Annotated in this window: 19 protein-coding genes and 1 other annotated feature; of the genes, 7 read left to right on the top strand and 12 right to left on the bottom strand. The window is 40.1% G+C overall.

Features of this window, described 5'->3' with window-relative positions; all coding sequences use genetic code 11:
- Nucleotides 1–94: 94 nt before the first annotated feature.
- The 3 genes from ACQKMH_RS01600 to ACQKMH_RS01590 all read right to left on the bottom strand — a co-directional run bounded on the left by ACQKMH_RS01600 (nt 95) and on the right by ACQKMH_RS01590 (nt 3739).
- Nucleotides 95–1249, bottom strand: a complete 1155-nt coding sequence (locus tag ACQKMH_RS01600) for a hypothetical protein (protein ID WP_427585776.1) — start codon at nt 1247–1249, stop codon at nt 95–97.
- Between the two features lie 196 nt (nt 1250–1445).
- The gene (locus tag ACQKMH_RS01595) at nt 1446–2102 is read right to left on the bottom strand and encodes a phosphatase PAP2 family protein (protein ID WP_427585775.1); all 657 of its coding nucleotides are present in this window, start codon (nt 2100–2102) and stop codon (nt 1446–1448) included.
- Between the two features lie 287 nt (nt 2103–2389).
- Entirely contained in the window at nt 2390–3739 is a 1350-nt protein-coding gene (locus ACQKMH_RS01590; RefSeq protein ID WP_427585774.1) for an amino acid permease, read from the bottom strand.
- A gap of 59 nt (nt 3740–3798) precedes the next feature.
- Nucleotides 3799–4035 (bottom strand) — a binding site (T-box leader).
- Between the two features lie 442 nt (nt 4036–4477).
- On the opposite strand from ACQKMH_RS01590, the gene ACQKMH_RS01585 reads away from it, so the two are divergent.
- The gene (locus tag ACQKMH_RS01585) at nt 4478–5641 is read left to right on the top strand and encodes an MFS transporter (RefSeq protein WP_427585773.1); all 1164 of its coding nucleotides are present in this window, start codon (nt 4478–4480) and stop codon (nt 5639–5641) included.
- 58 nt (nt 5642–5699) lie between these two features.
- Here the strand turns inward: ACQKMH_RS01585 and ACQKMH_RS01580 are convergent, their stop codons facing one another.
- From ACQKMH_RS01580 to ACQKMH_RS01550, 7 genes are all read right to left on the bottom strand, one after another.
- Nucleotides 5700–6002: a hypothetical protein gene (locus ACQKMH_RS01580; protein WP_427585772.1), complete on the bottom strand. Its 303-nt coding sequence runs from the start codon at nt 6000–6002 to the stop codon at nt 5700–5702.
- A 121-nt stretch (nt 6003–6123) separates the two neighbouring features.
- Nucleotides 6124–6765 (bottom strand): response regulator transcription factor, encoded by a 642-nt coding sequence (locus tag ACQKMH_RS01575; protein ID WP_053536075.1) that lies wholly within the window; start codon nt 6763–6765, stop codon nt 6124–6126.
- Nucleotides 6758–7804, bottom strand: a complete 1047-nt coding sequence (locus tag ACQKMH_RS01570; protein WP_427585771.1) for a sensor histidine kinase — start codon at nt 7802–7804, stop codon at nt 6758–6760. Before ACQKMH_RS01570 ends, ACQKMH_RS01575 begins: the two co-directional genes overlap by 8 nt.
- Nucleotides 7801–8547: a cell wall-active antibiotics response protein LiaF gene (gene liaF, locus ACQKMH_RS01565; protein ID WP_427585770.1), complete on the bottom strand. Its 747-nt coding sequence runs from the start codon at nt 8545–8547 to the stop codon at nt 7801–7803. Before liaF ends, ACQKMH_RS01570 begins: the two co-directional genes overlap by 4 nt.
- A 149-nt stretch (nt 8548–8696) precedes the next feature.
- Complete coding sequence (locus tag ACQKMH_RS01560; protein WP_427585769.1) at nt 8697–9332, bottom strand: PspA/IM30 family protein; 636 nt, start codon at nt 9330–9332, stop codon at nt 8697–8699.
- Nucleotides 9333–9351: 19 nt separating this feature from the next.
- Nucleotides 9352–9699 (bottom strand): hypothetical protein, encoded by a 348-nt coding sequence (locus ACQKMH_RS01555; RefSeq protein WP_063232490.1) that lies wholly within the window; start codon nt 9697–9699, stop codon nt 9352–9354.
- A gap of 333 nt (nt 9700–10032) precedes the next feature.
- The gene (locus tag ACQKMH_RS01550; protein ID WP_427585768.1) at nt 10033–10647 is read right to left on the bottom strand and encodes a TetR/AcrR family transcriptional regulator; all 615 of its coding nucleotides are present in this window, start codon (nt 10645–10647) and stop codon (nt 10033–10035) included.
- A gap of 173 nt (nt 10648–10820) precedes the next feature.
- On the opposite strand from ACQKMH_RS01550, the gene kynU reads away from it, so the two are divergent.
- From kynU to ACQKMH_RS01525, 5 genes are all read left to right on the top strand, one after another.
- Nucleotides 10821–12098, top strand: a complete 1278-nt coding sequence (kynU, locus tag ACQKMH_RS01545) for a kynureninase (RefSeq protein WP_427585767.1) — start codon at nt 10821–10823, stop codon at nt 12096–12098.
- 89 nt (nt 12099–12187) lie between these two features.
- A complete protein-coding gene (locus ACQKMH_RS01540; protein ID WP_427585766.1) occupies nt 12188–13609 on the top strand; it encodes an amino acid permease in 1422 nt (473 codons plus the stop codon).
- A 49-nt stretch (nt 13610–13658) separates the two neighbouring features.
- Nucleotides 13659–14513, top strand: coding sequence for a tryptophan 2,3-dioxygenase (kynA, locus tag ACQKMH_RS01535; RefSeq protein WP_427585765.1), 855 nt, complete (start codon nt 13659–13661; stop codon nt 14511–14513).
- A gap of 40 nt (nt 14514–14553) precedes the next feature.
- Nucleotides 14554–15180, top strand: coding sequence for an arylformamidase (gene kynB / locus ACQKMH_RS01530; protein WP_427585764.1), 627 nt, complete (start codon nt 14554–14556; stop codon nt 15178–15180).
- 221 nt (nt 15181–15401) lie between these two features.
- Entirely contained in the window at nt 15402–16034 is a 633-nt protein-coding gene (locus ACQKMH_RS01525; RefSeq protein WP_377447842.1) for a LysE family translocator, read from the top strand.
- 319 nt (nt 16035–16353) lie between these two features.
- On the opposite strand, the gene ACQKMH_RS01520 is transcribed toward ACQKMH_RS01525, so the two are convergent.
- A complete protein-coding gene (locus ACQKMH_RS01520; RefSeq protein WP_427585763.1) occupies nt 16354–16524 on the bottom strand; it encodes a hypothetical protein in 171 nt (56 codons plus the stop codon).
- 710 nt (nt 16525–17234) lie between these two features.
- Here ACQKMH_RS01520 and ACQKMH_RS01515 point away from each other — a divergent pair.
- The gene (locus ACQKMH_RS01515; protein ID WP_427585762.1) at nt 17235–17912 is read left to right on the top strand and encodes a hypothetical protein; all 678 of its coding nucleotides are present in this window, start codon (nt 17235–17237) and stop codon (nt 17910–17912) included.
- 691 nt (nt 17913–18603) lie between these two features.
- Here the strand turns inward: ACQKMH_RS01515 and ACQKMH_RS01510 are convergent.
- Nucleotides 18604–19455 (bottom strand): MBL fold metallo-hydrolase, encoded by an 852-nt coding sequence (locus ACQKMH_RS01510; RefSeq protein ID WP_427585761.1) that lies wholly within the window; start codon nt 19453–19455, stop codon nt 18604–18606.
- Nucleotides 19456–19529: the final 74 nt, after the last annotated feature.

Here is a 19529-nt window from a genome sequence, read left to right as displayed (position 1 = left end):
TTTATGGGATGTCGGTATCAAATTTATGTTAGCAGACACACCCCAAACGGTATATGATCTCCATGCTTCATTTTAAGCACCGATGTAATTCATTTTAAATAAGTACACGCCAGATATTTTCTTGTTTCTTATATCTTCCCTTTATTTCTCCAACATCATCAATTGTAAGCGAATCAATGTTTTCAATGGGTGCTTTCCCTAATATCAGGTGTAATTTATTTATGTTTTTAATTCCATTGCCAACATGGGCAATAACAGGTTGTTGAATAAGAAAATCTTGGTTGTTCATTCTTACATTTATAAAGCTCTTATGTAAAAGTTTATCTTCTAATGGGATGATATTCATCGGGTCAAAGGATTCAGCAGTTATTTCCCCTTCAATATATAGATGAATTCCTGCTTGTTCATTAAACTCTTCAAATGCTTTTATTCTCTTTTTTATGGCAAAATTAACGACTTCCTCTGTTTCAGAACTTATCTCCACATCAGCTATTGAATCTTCCATATAGTCACCGGCATGCTGTTTTAATAGGTCATATAATGTTTCTTCTCTATCAAAAAAACTTTCCATCCAGCCTGGTGAAAGCTCCTCAAGTAACAAACACATAAACAAACCGGAACTATAACAACTACTTCTAATACTAGAAGTAGATTCATATTTGTTTATTAGTTGTTGTGCATACTTTTTTAAAACTGAATGGTAATCAAGCGGGCCTTTTTCGGAGTAAGCACTTAATTCGACATACCACGCAGGTCCCTCAATGGTTTCAATCAATTTTTCATATGTTAGGTACTCTTCAACCTTAGCTGCTCTTTTTTCCCTTAGTGCAATGAAAGCATTAAGGCATTGTTTCTTCTTAATTATGTTATTCTCCAACAACGCATGATAAAGAATTGTTCTTTCCTGATTTCGCAATTCCACATTTTCTTTTGACAACGGATATGTGATTCCCATCATTTCATCAGGAAACCGTTTTTCATCTTTAATATACTGATAACCGTGAAATAATTCGTGAACCACTATTGAATACAAATCTTCATAATCCTCATACGAATCCATATCAACAATTGCAGTGGGATATTCTTCATACAAAATAATTGTGTCGCCAGTAAACTGTACATCCCACTTTAAAGTATGATATGCACAATGTGGATTGTTACTGAATTTGGGATGATTGAATAGATAAACATTTCTCTTATCATATAATGCATAAGCAACAAGTTCAAAACCCGACCAATAATTTTCCAACTTCGTTTTAACCAAGTCTTCAGCAATTCGATTAAGATGATGTGACATTCTTTTCCTCCAGCCATTGTTTCAATTCGACTAAAAAAATAATCCTATATATAATTTAACATAAATATCCAAATTTTTAATATACAAAAAACCACTGTAACTTATCAGCTCATGGGAGCTAATATTCTTACAATGGCTTAACTGTGATTCACTTTTTAATTTGCCTCGCTGGATAATGGTTGGCCTGATAGGCCGATAGCGCTTGGAACATATACTGTATCGAAGCAAATACCCCACAAGCAAGAAGTATTCCTGCAAGTACATCCAATACGGCATGCTGTTTCGTAAATAGGGTGGAAAGGATTATCAGCGTTCCAAATGTGGTGACACTGGCATATTCCCATTTATGCTGTTCTTTCCGTTTATGGGCAACGATCATCAGGATGAATGTAGTCAGTACATGTATACTCGGAAGACAGTTGACAGGCTGATCATGACTATAAACGAATCTCATCAAATGTGCAAAGATATCATTCCCCACCACATCTGGACGCGGGACTGTCGTTTGCCAAAGGCAATACACAAGAAAACAGAGAAGTTTCCCTGATACCAAACTTCCTATAGCAACAAAATAGTGCTTACGATCAACGAAGCAGTAGTAAATCATCAATCCATATATATATGGATACCATAGTAAATAAGGAACGACAAATTCTTTAATAAAGGGAATCTCTCTATCTATTATTGTCGTAACATCGACAGCGTGACCTGAAGATTGATTGATGATCGAGTAAATGGAACTAGTAAGAACCAAAAGGAATAAATAATATAACGGGTGAAAAGATAAAATCGAGTTGTTTTTCATAGATTGCTCCGTCTTTCAATATATTGGGTATTTCCCAATGATTATTATACAACATTTTTCATCGGATGAACTCTTTTTATGATTATATAATGATTCCCAGGAACTATTAAAATGGATATCTCTTACTCTTTCCAATAGCAGAATAAAAGGATCAAATTTCCCATTCTTTTGCATGACAAAAGGATCTGATTTCTCATTCATTTAATGACAAAAGGAAAGCCATGGTATACAATACCATGGCTTGAAACTGAAACTCTACATGAGAACAAGAGGTCTTTTTGCTTGTGCTAGATTTTGTTATGGCGTTTTTTCCATACAAACGTTAAGGAAATGAAGATGTAGATGCAAAGTGTAATGATCGTAACGATTATGGATGTCGTGAAAATGATTCCAATCAGGATCGTTATTAAAGCGATAATTGCAGCCCAGGTCGTATAAGGGAACCATTTGACCGAATAGGCACTTGTTTTTCCAGACTCTTGTTTACGTGACTTCAAATGAGCGACGGCAATAATCAACCAGATGAATAATACGGTATATCCCAGCGACCCCATCAGGAAATCGAAGGTCTTGCTTCCAGCAAATAATGAAATCAGTACACCGCCATATAAAGCGGAAGTACACATGAAGATTGCGAAAACAGGAACTTTCTTCTTGGATAAACGTGAAAATATTTTAGGAACACGACCGTCCACGGCTTGTGTATAAAGAACACGGGATGAACCATATAATCCAGAGTTCATTGATGAGATGATCGCAAGTAAAACAACTGCGTTCATAATATGGTCGGCACCCGGAATCCCTATCATTTGAAAGACCATTACAAACGGGCTTTCTGGCACCCCGTTCACCTCGTTCCAAGGAATTAAGCTAACGATAATGAAAAATGGAATGATATAGAAGGAAATGATCCGTACCAATGTGCTGCGAACAGCTTTTGGAACCACTTTTTCGGGATTTTTCGTTTCAGCTAATGTGACCCCGATAATTTCCGTACCACCATATGAATAGATTACCACCAGCATCGCAGTGATTAATCCTGTTGAGCCATTCGGAAAGAAACCACCGTGGTCAGTCAAGTTAGAAAAACCGACGGCTGTATGATCACCATACGTTACGAGCAGTAACAATAATCCAGCTATGATGAACACGATAATGACGGTTATTTTAACTAATGCAAGCCAGTACTCCGTTTCAGCAAAAACTTTTACCGACAGCAAGTTAATCGCTGTAACCAACACGGAAACCGCTAATGCCAGTATCCAAATTGGATATCCAGGCAGCCAATATTGAAGGAAAATCGCTGCAACGACTGATTCGGCAGCTATATTCAATACCCACATTTTCCAATAAATCCAATCAAGGAAATAGGCTGGATACTTTCCTAAAATAGATTGAACCAAATCCCTGAATGTTCTTGCGCCGCTATTGCGGACCGCCATTTCAGCTAAGCCTTGCATGATGAATAATAGGATGATGCCTCCTATCAAGTACGCAATAATGACGGATGGGCCTGCCATATCAATGGCGGAACTGCTTCCTTTAAATAAACCTGCCCCGATGGCACCACCTAATGCCATCATCGTTATATGCCTTGAAGTCATTGTCCTCTGTAAATTTCGTTTGTCCGTTTCCATATCCTTACCTCCCAAAATTCAAAAAAGGCATATCGTCTCTTCCTTCATAATCAAATGAAGAAAGAGACGATATGCCTTAAGCTTACCGCGGTACCACTCTTATTGGCTCTTTAAAGAACCCTGCTTTAAAACCTTGTAACGAAGGTTAATCGTTAAATACAAAGAGAATAGATCAAATCTAATCTTTTGCTTTACCACTCCCAGGCAAGTTCAAAGTATCATTGGACTGCGTTCCACCACCCCGCAGCTCTCTTTACCGAATAATAGCTTTTACTACTCCTGATCATTGCGTTTCAAAAGTTATTTCTGAATATTTTTAATAATATCCATTACTATACGGACTCGAAGTACTTTTGTCAATAATTTTTTTAGAATAATATTTACCAGAAACAAACCTTAGTGAATTGTGGTGGGCTAGCTATACAAAATCATTAAAATTACTATTCGAAATAAAGGATGATGCATGTCTTATGGGCAACTGCTTTTTCACTAATACAGTTTAAAAAGAGGGCTATTCAAAATGATGGGTCATGAACTTAAAAAGTTATTATGAAATCTTCTAAATGATTATAAAGTTGTCCTTCTCTTTTACAATATCTTCCCTATTTGAAACCCACTCTATTTGTCTATTTTTAGCCATAAAATTTAAAACTATTTTTTCAAATTCTGTCATAAATGTTACAATAACAAGGTTGAAATCAATTCAATCTATAGAACACGTGAGGTATCATACTTTTTATGAAAGCATTACGATTATTAAAGAGTTTTAACTTTTTATATTTTGGACTGCTTGCCATTTTCATTCCCTTTCTCCCAGTCTATCTGGCTGATCAAGGTTTGCGTCCAGCCCAAATCGGATTCATCATCGGTACAGGTGGTTTTGTCACCCTCATCACCCAGCCTTTATGGGGAATGATCAGCGACAAAACAAGGACTATACGAAAAGTCCTGTTGTTACTCATCTTTTTCTCGAGCGTAATCGGTTATTTCCTCTATGATTCAAGCAGTTATCTTCAGCTTATCCTGTTTGCCATGCTGCTATATTTCTTTCTGATGCCGATCGATCCCCTGACGGAAAGCCTCAACTTTACGATTGCAGAGAAATCCGGGATCAGTTACGGTTCCGTCCGGACATATGGTGCATTAGGTTATGCCGTCATATCGCTGATCACCGGCTATGTGATGTCATACTTCGGAGCGAACAGCCTTGCTTTCCTTTTTGCCGGCATAGGTTTGATCAGTTTCATTGTCAGCTGGATGATGCCGGATGCACCCGTTTCAGGGAAACCTGTCACCTTAAGCAGCCTTAAGCATTTTTTCAGCAATAAAGAGACACTTCTCTTCCTGTTATTGGTCTTTATCTGTGCTGTTCCAGCACGGATGAACGATACTTTCCTCGGCGTATATATCCGGGAACTTGGAGGAAGTGCCAAGCTTGTAGGCTTGACCTGGTTTTTAGCGGCGGGAAGTGAAATCGTCGTATTCGCCCTAAGCTTCTGGTGGCTGCGCAAAGGTAAGGAAATCATCATCATTTCGTTTGCAGCAGCCTTTTTCTTTATTCGCTATTTCGTCTCTGCCTGGATTACCGATCCACAGCTATTAGCTTATTTGCAGGTCATGCAGCTATTGACTTTCCCGATTTTCTACTCGGCTGCCATCCAATATCTATACCGGATCGTTCCGGTGGAGTGGCGTGCCACAGGCCAGACCGTACTGGCGCTGCTATTCTTCGGGGTTTCGGGAATCATAGCTTCTTATATTGGCGGTGCCATATATGGGGCTTTCGGGGGCAAGACCCTTTACCTTTTCATCTCCTCCATATCCTTTATAGGAATGGTATTCGCTTTGGTACTTTATCGGATATATGGCAAGAGGCTCGATACTGCCGAGGAAGCGGTATAATCAAAAAAATGTATGCAAAAGAGCATGTTTTGATCAAAACATGCTCTTTTGCATTCCATTAGCGAAATAAAGGGGCAACCGTTAACATTAACACAGAGAAGCAAAGCAGGATTGTCGTTGTCCTGTTTGAGAGTTTTACTTGTCCGTCATTTTTATAGAACCCTGAAAATTGAAGGCGGTTTTTATAGAGGACATAAAGTAATGGAAAAATTGCCATACCAACAACCCATCCGCCTGCGGTATTCTCTATGGTTATACCAAAAATCGCATAGATTGAATTAATGATGAACCCCATTATCATTCCAATAACAAAAATAATAGTGATAATACGAAATAATTCTAAGATAACTCGTAACATCATTTCACCTGCTTTCCCCTTTATCCGTAAAAAAAGGCTGCCGCAGCAACCTTGAAAGAACTTTACAGGATGGCGTAATTCCCTAAATATAACAAATATTCAACTATTAGTAAATAGACGCGTTTTACTCTTCTTCTTGAACGAGCGAATGCTTAAATGCGTAAATCACCGCTTGCGTGCGGTCCTGCACGGCAAGCTTACTTAATATATTGCTGACATGTACTTTGGCTGTTTTCAGGGCTATGTATAGTTCATCCGCAATTTCCTGATTCGTTTTCCCTTGTGTCATCAGCAGCAAAATTTCCATTTCACGGTTTGTCAATTGATCATGAAGCTGGGTAATCTTTGGACGACGCAGCTTTTCCATCATTTTTCCCGTCACTTCAGGTTCAAGTACGCTTTGACCCTGGAAAGTGGAACGGACGGCTCTCGCAATCTCGCTGGCCTTTGATGTTTTCAGCATATAGCTCGTCGCTCCGGCTTCCAATGCCGGGTACACTTTTTCATCATCCAGGAAGCTTGTCACGATGATGATCTTTGCTTCAGGCCATTTTTCGATAATTCGTTTCGTCGCTTCTATGCCGTCCATTTCCGGCATGACCAAATCCATCAAAATGATATCCGGACGCAATTCCATTGCCAGTTCGACAGCCTTCAAGCCATTGTCCGCTTCCCCGATCACTTCGATATCCGACTGTGCCGATAAATAAGCCGATACCCCGATCCTTACCATTTCATGGTCATCGACAAACAATACTTTAATCATCATGATCACCTCCAGCATTTAATAATGGGATTTTCACTTCAAGTTTCGTTCCTTTATTCGGAACGCTTACAAGTTGCATCGTTCCGCCTAATTCAACAGCCCGTTCATGCATGTTTTGCAGACCATATGATCCCGTTTTCGACTCATCAACGTTAAAACCGATGCCGTCATCCGTTATCCGTAAAATGATCAGCCCATCACGAACGATCAATAGCACTTCAAGCGAGTTCGCTTTTGCATGTCTTAGTGTATTGGAAATCGATTCTTGTAAAATCCGAAACAGATGGTCCTCAATCCCCTTATCCAGAGTGACAGGCTCCATCTTCCAATTTATATCCATCGTCACTTTTTGGGCCAATTCCAAAAGGAGCTCCTTCATTCCTTCATGTAACGATTTTCCCTTTAATGCAACAGGTCTCAAGTGAAGCAATAACGCCCTCATCTCAAGCTGGGATTGATGGATCATTTCTTCCACTACCTTGAATTGTTTCATTTCCGTTTTTTCCATATCAGTTTGAGATTCGGTGATGGCCGACATGAACATCGAAGCGGCAAACAATTGCTGGCTCACCGAATCATGCAGTTCCCGCGCCAAACGGTTTCGTTCCTGCGATACGATTTCCTGGATCTGTTTCTCCTGATCAACGGCCTTTTCATTCGCCATTTTTTGCGATAATTTTGTCTGCTCATTGATTTGCTTATGGATCAGTTGCATCCTTTCCATCATTTTTGCCATCTCTTGGACCGGATACGTCTCCTGTTGCGAAGGTAAGCGGCCCTGTTCGAGTAAATACAGCCCTTCATTCACCCTTTCCAGCTGCCGCTTCCAAAACATCCCCGAAACGACTCCATAAATCAGCCCTACCGTCATGACCAGGCTTGGCAGGAATATGATGAAGGGTAATCCCATGACCACTTTCTCCCACAATAAGCTCCAGTCGGATAAAGGAAAAATGAAGAAAACCGCTGCCGGCAAGCCAAGGGAAAGAACGAAAGCAACACCAAGGGCAGTCAATATCTGCCGTGTCAGTATACTCATATCCGCTTCACCTCTAAATCCCCAACTAAGATTGAAGTGATGATATGAACCTTGTGATCCGTTTCATTGAACCCTTCCGTTTGGTAGGAATAAATTTGATTAAAGACCCTGGATTCAGGCTTATTTTCGAAAATTCGCGCTCTGCCTGCCACGACAGAATGATGGACCCTGATTTCGATGCCGTACGGTACAAGCACAGTGATATTGCCAATGATATTCCTGATGGAAATGACAGCGTCACCTTTCGGTAAAATCGTTTTGCTTAAATCGATAACCGTATCACCGACCCCGCCCTGAACATTCACGGAATTCCATTCATATACATGCTCGGCCGTTTGTTGATGACCGAACAACTTATTTTTAAAAAGGTAATCGGTTTTCAATAATCGCTCTTTATTGATCCGTTCTTCGTCAATCTCTTCATTGGTTATAATGGGGTTGATCCAATCAGGATTCTTTTTCGACTGATAATATAAAAGTAATAAATAAACGAGAACAGCCATAAGAAAAAATCTAAAGACGAACATATTCAAGACCGTGATGATAAGGGAAATCGCCCCTATAAAAAATAGGACTTTCCCGATTGACCGTTTTGTGAATTTCCTGCCTAAATAGATACATCCTATTGAAAAAGCGAGGGAAAAAAGGAGACCTCCACCCGTAAATGAAATCTCTAAAAAAAGCAGGACGACTCCGATGAGAAGTATCCATCCCATATAGTCCGTCTTCATCTTGTTCAACATCGGTTCGCCTCCCCTGTATATGATCATGATATTCTTAAAAGGCACAGGAACCCGTGCCTTTTAAGAATACCATGAAATTATCACGTTCTGACAGACTGTTTTCCCCCACCCTTCGCTTCCTGGAGCGTGGGGGATCACAGCAATGCTGTTTACGCTTCTTTCTGTTCCAATTCTTTTTCTAGCTGGACAATTCTGGCATCGATCGTATGGCGATTATAATCGGTATGGACCTGGTGCTCGATGCGATCGATATAATGCTCCATTTCTTCAAACATCGCCACCGGCTTGGCTTCAGAGCGGCCGCTATCCAAAACGCGATTGATCCTATAGTTTGCCCGGGCAATATTCTCCCTGCCCATCAATTCCATTCGCTTTAGATGCATATCCTTGAGCTTATGCTTCATTTCTTCATATTTTTGCTCCAGTTCAGCCAACTGAACCTCTGCACTTTTATGCGCCTCCATCAAACTTGACGCACGATCTTCATAGTGCAAGCTCTCCTTTAAGGCAAATTCCATTAAATCGGTTTCTCCAGACTGCTTAGCAATCTCGGCCTGATGTTTACGTTTTTCAGCTAGATTTTGCGCTTGACTAAATTCACGCGTAAACTCTTCTTTCAGAAGATATTGACGCTCAAGCAGCTTGCCGACCTTTTCGGTCTCCTGCTCACATTGACGCAAATATTGATTTAGCATGCCAATGGGATTTTTTTGCTCCTTTTTATCCAACAAGTCGTGAAAATCAGCTGTAATCGTTTGTTTCATTCTTGAAAATAAATTACCCATTCCAATTCCATCCCCTCTATTAGTTCTTATTCAACTCTTTCCACTCTCTTTCAAAATTTGAGAATGGGTCATTTTCTTTCGATGATGCACTTTCATCATTTTCATTCCATTTTTTATAGACCAGGTAAAGAACATAAGCTGCCACCAATCCCAATATTGCCGGGATATGGGAAATAGAAACGATCAGCACGATAATGGAGACTGATCCCCACGCAATCTTGGCCCCTGTCGATTCGGACTTCATGAACTGTTTGAATCCAAAGTATAGGATCGCCAAGCAAATCGCCAGGCTGATCAATGGACCAACATTCGCCAGTAACAGGAATAATGCGATCAGTCCTACAATAAATAAACCAAATTTCTTCATTGTTTTCGTCCTCCTTTCCTTGTTTATATCTTATCTACTTTTACAAGTTCGTATAATGAGCCTTAGCTATATTTTCTAGTAAGACTTAAGGCGTAGAAGCTATAAGTCCCACGCTAATGAGGGAGTTTTGCTCCTGAGTTTAGTGGGATTACTCGTGAGTTTGGGCGTTTTACTCGTGAATTCTGCGGTTTTACTCGTTAGTTTTGGCGGGTTATAAGAGGCGGGAAGAAGTTTTTTCGATATGGTGAGAAAGTCTAAAAAAATTAAATCTTCCGATTGTATAAAACCGGAAGATTGTTGGACTATCAAATATAGCATCATACATAAATATAATCACAAATACAAACCTTCGACGTAAACTGAGGTAATGGTTTGAGCAATCTCTTCGACAGTACTTTGATGTTCGTTTCTGACAATTTCCCACAGATACATCTCATTTGTGAAAAACCACCCTCTTGCCACAAGCTCATGGTTTAGTTCAGCTCTTGCCAGCCCATTTTGCTGTGCATAGGCAACATCCTTTGAAATTCGCTGAATGAACTTCATGCGGATCGCTTTCCATTTATCTGAAATAACGGTTGATATCCCAATTGCCTGTTCGAAAACTTGCATCATATTGCGTTCAGCTTCTGCCATTTTCAAAAAGGCATTAGCTTGTTTGTTTATGATATGTTTTGCTTCGTCTTTAGATTTTGGAAAGAAAGAGGTCTCGGCAATTTCATAAAATTGCTCCATTACATTTTCCATTAATACAATTAACAGATCTTCTTTCCCTTTAAAATGCACATAGGCCGTTCCGTATCCGATGTTTGCCCTTTTGATCATTTGGGAAATAAGCGCAGCTTGATAACCTTCTTCAAGAAATATTTCCTTTGCAGCTTCCAATAACTTTTGACGTGTCATGATTGAGCGTAAATGCCGTTTATCCCCTACTTTGCCATTCTCCATGCCTATTCCTCCCCTTATCTTCTAGCATAAAGGATTTCCATAAAATAAAAAACATTTGTTGGAAAGATCAATTTAATATTTATAATTTTCTGAATCAACTTATTGACATCGTGTCATATTCTTTGGTACGATTCTCCTAGAATTATTTAGAAAACTAATATAGGAGGATGATTATGGTTTCTGAATACACATTGGATCACGCTAAACAAATGGATGAGAATGATGCGCTTAAAGGTTTTCGAGAAGAGTTTTATTTAAAACCGAATTCCATCTATATGGATGGAAACTCATTGGGGCTTCTTTCAAAAAGGGCTGAACGCACTCTTTTGGAATCTTTGGAAGATTGGAAAGAGCATGGGATTGATGGATGGACACAAGGGAATCACCCCTGGTTTTTCATGGCTGAGAAATTGGGTGCGAAGATGGCCCCATTGGTCGGAGCTTCTCCCGAGGAAGTTATCGTAACCGGCTCCACAACTGTAAATCTGCATCAGCTTGTAGCCACTTTTTATAAGCCTGAAGGAACTCGCACAAAAATTTTAGCAGATGAATTAACCTTTCCGACTGATATCTATGCTCTTCAAAGTCAGCTCCGTACACATGGATACGATCCGGAAGCCGATCTTATCCGCGTCAAAAGCTCGGATGGCAGATTTCTTGAAGAGGATGACATTATCGAAGCAATGACCGATGACATCGCTTTGATCATCTTGCCAACGGTCCTGTATCGCAGCGGTCAAATATTGGATATGAAACGATTAACTGATGAAGCTCATAAAAGAGGGATAGTAATCGGATTTGACGGATGTCATTCTATTGGTGCGATCCCGCATTCATTCAGCGAATGGGATGTGGATTTTGCGTATTGGTGCAATTATAAACATTTAAATGGCGGCCCTGGCGGTGTTGGCGGTTTATATGTAAATCGAAAACATTTTGGAACAATGCCTGGATTGGCTGGATGGTTCGGTTCCAAAAAAGATAAACAATTCGATATGGAACATACCTTAACACCAGCTGAATCAGCAGGCGCATATCAAATTGGCACGCCGCATGTGTTAAGTTGTGCACCTTTGATTGGGTCTTTAGACATTTTTATTGAAGCAGGAATTGAGAATATTCGCGAAAAATCCCTGAGAATCAATCAATATTTAATGGATTTAGTCGAATTCGAATTGGAAGACATGGGATTTTTCATTGGAACTCCTAGAGAAGACATACGCCGCGGAGGTCATGTAAGCCTCGAGCATAAAGAAGCTGCAAGAATATGTAAGGCATTGAAAGAGAACGGTGTCATTCCAGATTTCCGAGCACCTAACATCATTCGTCTCGCTCCGGTTGCACTATATACTTCCTACGCAGAAGTTTGGGAAGTTGTACAAATACTCAAGAAAATCATGTTAGAAAAACAATATGAAAAATTCAAGAATGAGCGTGAAGTGGTCGCATAACATGGAACTCCGCCAAATGGGGCTCATCCCTCAAATGGTTAGTTAATTAGGGCAGTATAAAATTTTCATGAATAAAAAGGGGATGAACTATGGAGAACAAAAATACTCAATTGAACATGAAAGATGAGCCAGATAAAGGGTTAAAACGTGAGCTGGAAACAAATCAGCTTTCCATGATCGCGATGGGGTGTGCCATCGGGACGGGGCTATTCCTTGGCAGCGGGCTTGCCATTCAAGCGGCAGGGCCAAGTGTTTTGCTCAGCTATGCACTCGGTGCTTTCATTGTTTTACTGTTGATGGGCTGCTTAGCCGAAATGACGGTTGCCCATCCTACTTCAGGATCTTTTGGGGCCATTGCTGAAAAGTACATGACTCCGATGGCTGGCTATCTTGTCCGCTATTCTTATTGGATTGCCAATGTTTTGGCTGTTGGGGTTGAAGTAAGTGCAGTCAGTGTATATATGAAGTATTGGTTTCCGACCGTACCGGGAATCGTATGGATTTTGCTGTTTGCAGCTGTCCTGATTTATGTAAATGCTACTAGCGTGAATACTTTCGCCACATTTGAGTATTGGTTCTCCTTTATTAAAATAAGTGCCATTATTGGTTTTATCCTTCTTGGATCCTATGTACTATTCGGTTCATCCGATCAGCCACATATAGGACCTGAGAACTTTGTAAATGAAGGCGGTTTTTTCCCATTTGGTGGATGGGGAATGTGGGTTGCCGTATTTATTTCTTTATTCAGCTTTCTTGGAACCGAAATGATAGCGGTTACATCAGGGGAAGCAAAAGATCCGGATACGGCTGTTCCGAAAGCTTTAAAAGCGACCGTGTTCCGTTTATCCACCTTCTATGTGTTGACGATCGGCATCATGTTGATGATCGTCCCGTGGAAAACGGCTGGAATCGAGGAAAGTCCATTCGTGAAAGTAATGGAAATCTTGAACATTCCTGGTGCATCCGGGATCATGAACTTTATTATTTTAACGGCTGCAGTATCTGCCATGAATGCGCAGCTCTATGCTTCAACACGGATGATGTTTTCATTGGCTCGCGGAAAACATGCACCTAGCTTTTTAGGAAAGTTAAACAAAAGGGGCGTTCCGGCAAAAGCACTTGCTGTCTCTACAACAGGGATTTTCATTGCTGCAGGGGTTCATGCGTTACTTCCTGGCTCCTCCTATGCATTCATGATGGGTATTTCCATGTTCGGTGCCATGTTCACATGGCTCATGATCTTCATTTCCCATTTGTTTTTCAGGGTAAAATGGGAGAAGACCGGCGGACGCAAGTTACCGGTAAGGATGATCGGATTTCCCTATTTAACGATACTAGGAGCCGTTCTTCTATTCAGTTTGATGATTACAACATGGTTTACAGATTTCAAGATCATGCTTCAATTCGGGATACCTTGGTTACTATTTTTAGCTGTCGCTTATTTTGTTTCAAAAAGAAGAAATATGAACCAAAATGTAATGGAGAAATCTCTGGAAAAGAAGATAGAATAGAATCAAGGAATAAATAGTTTTGGCAAATGAAAAGTGAGGGGATTGCGGAATGAAGAATATCGATAACAATGAACAAACAATAACCGGTCTAGAGAAAGAGATTCAAACCGATTTTCAAAAATCGATGTCTTACGGAGATTATCTCCACCTTGATAAGATTTTAACTAGTCAACATAGGTGTTCCGATCATCATGATGAAATGCTATTCATCATTATCCATCAAGCGAGTGAGCTATGGATGAAGCTCATTTTACATGAGTTGACGGCAGCAACTGAGTCTATACGCCAAAACAAGTTGGAACCTTCATTTAAAATGCTATCGCGCGTTTCGAGGATCCAGCAGCAATTGATTCAGTCATGGAACGTCCTTTCAACTTTGACACCTGCTGAATACATGGAGTTCAGGGATAAACTGGGACAATCTTCCGGTTTCCAATCCTATCAGAATCGTTTGATTGAATTTGCATTAGGAAACAAAAATGTCCATACACTATCAGTCTATCAGCACCAAACAGATCTTTACGAGCAAATGCAGCAGGCCCTTCATGAGCCAAGTATTTATGACGCAGCGATCAATGCTCTTGTGGCGCGCGGATTATCTATTGATCAAGAAGCCATCAGCAGGGATTGGTCACAAAGATATGAACCAAATGCCAGTGTAGAAGAGGCGTGGCTGACAGTTTACCGCGATGTTGAGCAATATTGGGACTTATATGAGTTGGGCGAGAAGTTAGTGGATATTGGCCATCAACAGCAATTATGGCGTTTTAATCATATGACCACAGTGGAAAGGATTATTGGTAATAAACAAGGTACTGGGGGATCATCAGGTGTAACGTATTTAAAAAGAGCACTGGATCAACACTTTTTCCCGGAACTTTGGAGTCTTAGAACGAAGCTATAAGATATATAAGTAACAGCCAGAAAAGATGGAGGTAAGGTGCATGGGGACATGGATTGATATTTCACAACGTCTGGATGAAAACGTTGCAGTTTGGCCTGGAGATACACCTTTCTCATACAAAGTCAATTGGAGTAAAGAAGAAAGTGGATCTGTAAATGTAGGTCAAATCAATATGAGTATCCACACAGGTACCCATATTGATGCACCGTTCCATTTCGATGATGATGGAAAAAGAGTGATTGATTTGGATCTCGAATTATATATGGGAAATGCCCGAGTTATCCATTTACCAAACATGACAAGCATCGGAGTCGATGAATTATCCAATATAGATCTACAAGGCGTCACCCGTCTGTTAATTCGGACGGATGCATGGAAGGATCGAAGTGTGTTTCCACAAATCATTCCTCATATCCAACCAGAATTAGCGGCATATCTTTCAGAACACGGCGTTCGTCTTATTGGTCTTGATTTACCATCAGTAGATCCACTGGATAGTAAAGAACTGTCTGCCCATCATGAACTTGCCGGTCAGGGAATTCACATATTGGAAGGACTCGTATTAGACGCTATTGAACCGGGTAATTATGAGTTGGCAGCCCTCCCTCTTCCTTTAGTTGAAGCAGATGGAAGTCCGGTACGTGCTGTGTTGAAAAAGTTACCCTAACATATAACTGTGTTGGTTTTGAATTAATAAAAAAACGAGCCGGATCTTAAAATGATTTGGCTTGTTTTTTTGTTTCATTAAACAACGTATTCATTAGTCAAGCCGATTTTCCCTCTCCACCATTGTACTGAAATAATCATAACTATCTAATTTATCTCCCTAAACCAAGTACATCTATGTTATAATTTTCAGAATTCATCACCAAGAGTGGAGGTCCAAATATGGAAAACTTTTATTTGTTCATCATCATGTGCATTCTTCTCATCATCTTACCTGGTCCAGATACAGCAATAGCCACAAGGAACACCGTTACCGTTGGGACGTCGGGAGGTTTTAAAACGATGTTCGGCACGTGCTGTGCCCTGCTTATTCATACATCAGCCGCCGTGTTCGGACTTTCAGCCATCATTGTGAAATCGGCTTTACTATTTTCCATCTTCAAATATGTCGGTGCCGTTTACTTGGTATATCTAGGCTTCAAGACCTTATGGGGATTAAAAAATAAGCAAGTGGCCGCAGCGGCGGAAACGTCAGTCAAAAGTAAGTACGAAAACCAGTCTTGCTTTAAGCAAGGGTTCCTTACCAACCTGCTGAACCCTAAAGTTGCCGTCTTTTTTTTAACGTTTCTGCCTCAGTTCGTGAATCCAGGAAATGATACGTTTTTACCGTTCCTGATCATGGGCATAACGTATACCGTTTTAACTGCATTATGGTTTGTATTTTATATCTATCTGCTGAACCAAATCAGTGCTTTTATGAAAAAGCCTAGAACCCAAGCGATTTTCGAGGGTATAACCGGGACGGTCTTAATTGGTTTCGGGATAAAGCTAGCTTTGGAAAAAGCTCATAATTAATCATTTGAACTGCACCCTAATTGTTAGACAACATCTAACAATTAGGGTGCAGTTTTTATAGTAGTATATTTGGGTTCTGATACAGGTGTAGGGATTTAAGTACTTGCTGAATTATGTCACAATACAAAAAAACATAATTTTGTGTTTTTATGCTAACGAGCGAATTTCCATGACTTTGACGAAAGTTGGGAGAAGCAAGCTAAATCGAGGACTAGCGAAATTAGCCGCAAGGGATAAGCTCCTTTTGGCTATTTGTCGTGGAAACAAAAAAAGAACCTCAAAAGAGATTCATACGTTCACTTCATCCCCTAAAGGAGTCTTACTGAATTATAATCCAATTTTTCCCAATCCACGTTTTCCTTCCATCTTCAAATCTTACTATGAAATACCGATCATTACCGATACCAACAATTCGCCCAGCTTGATAACGGTTCCATTTGTTCTTTGCCTTTCCTACAAAAACGTGTTTATTAATAAAACCAAAATCCATAATAAATTCCCACCTTATTATACAGGGGGAATTTATTCTATTAAACTACAAGTGGCTCTAAAATATGACAGTCCTGTGTATTGCCAGGTGTTACAATCGTTCCTAATACAAAACCATTGCAGTCTGCGGCCGCGTGGAATGAATAGGCAAACTGTTTTGACTTTCATTTATGATTTGGTGAAAGATATATATACAAAGGTAGGTCGCCCAAGTATCGATTGAAGTCAATGGCTGCCTCCATTTCACGAACCAAATGGTTCGCTCGCACGAGTTGAACTAAAGTAACCATTTCAAGTTGATCTCGCTGAATAAAATCATATTCAGAAAGCATCGTTATCACCTAACTTCTATTTTAATTTAGGAATAAGTTCTATCTAAATGTTAAAACAAAGTTGATTGGGGCGGGTGTTCGAGACTCCTGCTTAGAAAAGCGCGTCTACGGGAGACCCCGCAGGCGCAAGCCGAGGGCGGACCGCCCGCGGAAAGCGAGTGCCTTACGTTCCAATCAACGTTCAAATTGTAAAAGCCATAAAAAAAACTGTAGGCAAATTCGATTTCTATCGTGTTTGTCTACAGTCTGAAAGCTCCTTTAGGGAGCTTTTTAAATCCTTTGTTCATTCAATTTTTTGTTTAGGGTTGTCCAAACATATTGAGGAGTTTATGCATTTATTAATCATGTGGCAATTTTATAAACAAAAAGGATGAATGCTTTGTCAAAGAATAAAAATAAGAAAACCAGTAAGAATAAGAGGCAAAAGTCTAGTAAGAATAACAGTCTGAACGCCAACGGTCAGAGTACTCGGTATAAAACCGATGTTTGTGTTTTCATTTTAGGTAACGCTGCTGGAGTAAGAGAAGAAGATATAAAAACACAATTTGAATACGCCAGTGACATATGGGGAATTGATTTTCGGCCGAATATTTGTGATTTAAGAACTAGAGAAGGAGCACGGAAGTGTGGTTTAGGCGTTAATGCCACTTTAGCAAGGATCTTCGTGCCTTTAAAGGCGGCGCAGCTAGAGAAAGTTTTTAGAGCATTAAGAAAAGGTAATTGTCGCCGTCAAACTGGACTTGCTGTGTTTTACATTCATGCACAAGACCTTCAAGATGGAAAGGCTATTGGTAACGTCAGATGGAATGGTAACGGAACTTTAGGTAATGTTGTCATGACATACAGTACATTCCAACAAGAAAATATGGATATCTTAGCTCATGAATTTGGGCATGCCTTGTTAGTTAATGCACGTCATTTAGATGACAAAAACAACATTATGTATCCCTCAGGAACAGTAATTGTACCGCCAATCTCACAAAGACAACTAAGGGCTATGACTACCTCCAAACAAAGAGCAAAAGCCTATAAAAGCCCTTTTGTTTATAGAATTTAAAAAGAAGCCCTTTAGAAGTGATCCATATGGTTGGAATCCTCACGCGTGATACATGTGCAAGCGATAAAAGACTCCCCTAAGGGAGCTTTTTCATTTTAGTTATAATAAACGGTTCCAGAATTAAGGCTTAGGGATGCACCGTTAGTATTGGCCTTCGCATATTACTTTTTGGTTATGATCGTACTCAGGCAGTGTACTTACTTTTCCTGTCTAACTAGTAGATTTTCATGATCCCGTAAAACGTTTGGATGCTAATTATCTCTGTTGACGTAACACTAAAAAATGAATAATGGCTAAGAACATCTGCAATAAAACCATTCCTCCCCTATTTTTCAGCCCCACAATAACTATGCCGCCGAACTACAACTTTCGGACAAAAAAAGAAGCCTCACATTGTCCGGCTCCTGCTGGAATAATCCGCGTTAACGACCACGTTGCGTAGCTCCTCGCGCTCTTTTTATAATTCATAAGGATGTGTTGGTGGCTGAAAAGGTTTTGTTGGTTTTTCTTCTTTCCCAATAAGTTTTGTTCTATTACTCGATTTTTTGCAGGGACTATCAATGAGCTTATTGAGGACTGTTGCGGAGAAAGGGCAAATTAAAGGGCATGAGCCCAGTTAAAACCAACTCATAACCCAACCGCACCTTAAAGTGTTCATTTTACGAAGCGGCTTTTCATATAGGTTTACACTTCACTCAACATACCCATTCACAAAAAATCCAAGCGTTTCAAGCTCATCTTCCGTTAATTTCCGGTTTAACACTTTAGCCATATCCTGTTCCATTAAAGCTCGATTTCCCCGATGATCGACCACGGCTCTGGCACATTCTTTCATTAGCTTAAGTTCTGCCTCCATTTTCAGTCTCGTGCAAGGCTGATCATGATGGGAAAGAATATAGGTATCGGCATCATAATCCTCAATTTTTTGAACGAGCAGCGAAGCCTGTTCGGCCGTATAATTCCATTTTTCAGCATAAAGATTGGCATAAAGGCAGTCTCCGAGAAATAATGTTTTTTCCTCTGGAACATAAATGATGCAGGAATCCTTTGCATGATCACCGCCAACGTGTTCAATGACACAGGTTACATTCCCTAGATCAATTGTCATCTTTTTTTCAAAGATCATATCTGGCAGAGGCAGGGAAATCTCTCGATTCGTCTCAAGTTCCAATTTGATTGCATCCGCACAAAATGGAATCTCCGTCCCTTCTTTGACCCGTTGATCAAGAGCCTCATCTTCCCATGAAAGCAGCTGCATATCTTTAATGTTCGTATATGTTTTTTCCTGACAAATCACCGGAATCTCGATATTCTCCAGTCCGAATACATGGTCCCAGTGGGAATGGGTAAGAACGAGGAAATTCCCGCTTAGATCATTCCGAAGTAATTCGTCCTGAAAGAGCTGTGCATGCCGGACAGAGTTACCGGCATCGATGATGAGCGTTTTTTTGTTTCCAGTAACGGCGGCAAGAATCGGCCGATCTGTTTCCTGAACTGGCGGCAGGTAGACGATATGTTTCGAAAGGTGCTGTAATGTTTGCATGTTTCTGTTCTCCTTCGGATAGATATGTAGATTAGCTTGCTCAAGTATAGCAAATTATACATTCATTAGATAAT

The organism is Peribacillus sp. NPDC097895, from assembly GCF_050277555.1.
Taxonomy (GTDB): Bacteria; Bacillota; Bacilli; order Bacillales; family DSM-1321; genus Peribacillus.
Note: the sequence above shows the minus strand (reverse complement) of the source record. Positions and strands in the feature narration are given on the sequence as shown.